This window comes from Paracoccus sp. PAMC 22219 (assembly GCF_000787695.1).
Taxonomy (GTDB): Bacteria; Pseudomonadota; Alphaproteobacteria; order Rhodobacterales; family Rhodobacteraceae; genus Paracoccus.
Genome location: NZ_BBPH01000060.1, coordinates 1 through 2,239, shown reverse-complemented (window position 1 = coordinate 2,239; position 2,239 = coordinate 1). Strand labels below are relative to the sequence as shown.

Sequence of the window (2,239 nt, the reverse complement as noted above, 5' to 3'; positions counted from 1 at the left end):
AGAAGACCCTTGCTGTGCAGATCACCCACCGCCGCAGAGCGGTGTCGCTGAACCTGCTGGTCGACAGCACGGGGATCAAGTTCCTGGGGTGAAGAGGGACCGTGGCCCCGGTGGGGCCGCGTAGGCCCGATGAACGAGAGTGGCTTGCCCGCAAGCACAGCACCCACCGCAGGCGCCAGTCTCGCAAGGTTCACCTGGCCATGGATACTGCCACCGGCGACATTCGGGCCGTGGAGTTCACCTCAAGCCGCGAAGGTGACAGCCCTGTGTTGCCTGACCTGCTGGATCAGATCCCGCCGGATGAACAGATCGACACCGTGACCGGCGACGGTGCTTTCGACACTCGGCGATGCCACACCGCAATCGTGGATCGCGGCGGCATTGCCGTCATCCCCATCCGCAGGAACGGCCGCCTGTGGAAGGAGGACTGCCCCGCTGCCCATGCCCGCAACGACATCCTGCGTGCGAGCAAGCGCTTAGGACGAGCGAACTGGAAGCACTGGTCCGGCTATCACGTCCGAAGTCGGATCGAGGCAAAGATGCGCTGCCTCAAATCCTTCGGCGAGCGCATCGCCTCGCGCGACCCAGACAGGCAAGCCGCCGAGGTCCACATCCGCGTCGTACTCATGAACCACTTCAACGCACTCGGCACCGCAAGATCAGGCGCGTGGCATGAGATTAGCGGGGTAAGGGGAGCTCACCTCGAAAGGTGAATTCTGCAACAACGCCGTGTAAGAACGATAAACTTGAGATATGTCTCTTGCCTTGATCTACCTAATAATCAGTGTATCGCTTACCCTGCTTTTGCGGCTTTGGTATTGGACAGCTTGATAGGGGTTAGTCGAAGCATTGACGTTCCACGAACCTCAGAAGCCTTGCGCATCAGCGAAATTTGCAATGGCATTCCAGTGATTTCAAATGCATTTTCCGAGAGAAAAGGAAAATCTCGGTCAATATCTTCCATGATCTGTTCGATATTTAAACGGGTCATTCCAGCTTTTATGATTTTTTGAGCAGTTGCTTCTGTGTCATTCAAGCCCGTGTTTGTCACCAAAGCCTGGTGCCCCTCCATTATGGAATAAGGAAATCTTACTCCCAAAGCAAAGTGCCCGAACGCGTATATACTTTTACGGGGATGCCAGAGGGCGGCACCCGCACCAAGAAAAGGCGTTTTCCAATCATATACACCCTTTCCGCTTCCGCCAGAAACAGCATACAAAAAGCTGCTTACACTTATTGCGAACGGCAGTGGTTCATTGAACTTTTTAGCATGATAACGGAGCATCTGAATGAATGTTCGGCACAAGCAATCATCGTCATCTAGGCGAAACTGAACGGCATCTCGGTATGTAAGACCAATCTCGGTATAAACTTTAGCTTGCGCTTCTATTGCATTAGATAGAGGAAAAAATCGAACAAGGACATTCGGCATGTCCTTGCATAAGCTCAGCAGCTTATCTCTGTATATTTTGGGCATCATTTCTGATGCCAAAACAATAAAGGTGTAGTCTTGGTCAGTCTGGGCGCGAAGGCTTGCTAAGGTCAGGTGTTCGAATGACTCTAGTCTTGCATTCATCCGATCTTTTGCAAAAAGCAATTTAGCTTGTTCTTTGGCGACCGCCTCGACTTCTGCATCAGTCTTTCCGCGATAGGCATGCCAATCACCGCGCCCAAGCAACGAATAGCGGCAAATTCCTACGATACGCATCGCGATCCCCGATTTTGTGAGTTCACTAACCATGACCTTGCAATGCAGCATCTGCAAGGTTTTCGGCATGTTTGAAGGAGTAATTGCTGATTGCCGATGTGATGCGTGCGACCCTTTATCGCCCGTTATAACTGCAGGGGCCCAAAAAGCGCCTCACCACCCGTGATCGGGGCCGTCGTCGCGCTCGTGAGCACGACGCTCCTGCTCCTGCACCCGTTCCCGCGCCTCCCGCTCGGCAGTCTCACGCTGCGCCTCCAGCCGGCGCTCGACCTCGAGATCCCGCGCCAACCCCTCGGCGGCAGCTGACGCACCGGGGGCTGCGGCGGCGAAGAACTCTCCCCAGGCATCGGCAGGCGTGACCCGTTCCACCGCCTCACGCACCTGTTCCACAGCCCGTTCCGTGACGCGCTCCATCCAGGCGCGGCCCTTCTCGGCCAGCTCCTGGGCGACGCGGGCCACCTCGACGGCCTGTTCCTTGATCTCCCGCCAGACCTGGACAGCCGCCACCTCGATGCCGCGCTCCTTGAGCTG

The 2,239-nt window shown here is 55.9% G+C and carries 2 protein-coding genes and 1 pseudogene; 1 reads left to right on the top strand and 2 read right to left on the bottom strand.

The genetic code is table 11. The features are described from left to right. A pseudogene (locus tag TY51_RS07325) lies at positions 1-676 on the top strand (IS5 family transposase); the annotation flags it as partial. Between the two features lie 117 nt (positions 677-793). Here the strand turns inward: TY51_RS07325 and TY51_RS20940 are convergent. Both TY51_RS20940 and TY51_RS22550 read right to left on the bottom strand, forming a co-directional pair. After that, a complete protein-coding gene (locus TY51_RS20940; RefSeq protein WP_231558953.1) occupies positions 794-1,759 on the bottom strand; it encodes a glycosyltransferase in 966 nt (321 codons plus the stop codon). Positions 1,760-1,861: 102 nt separating this feature from the next. Next, the coding region (locus tag TY51_RS22550; protein ID WP_042247750.1) for a hypothetical protein at positions 1,862-2,239 on the bottom strand (378 nt) is incomplete at its 5' end.

Excerpts from the sequence above, each read along its gene's own strand:
- TY51_RS20940 (WP_231558953.1), bottom strand. The coding sequence starts at position 1,759 with ATGCTGCATTGCAAGGTCATGGTTAGTGAACTCACAAAATCGGGGATC.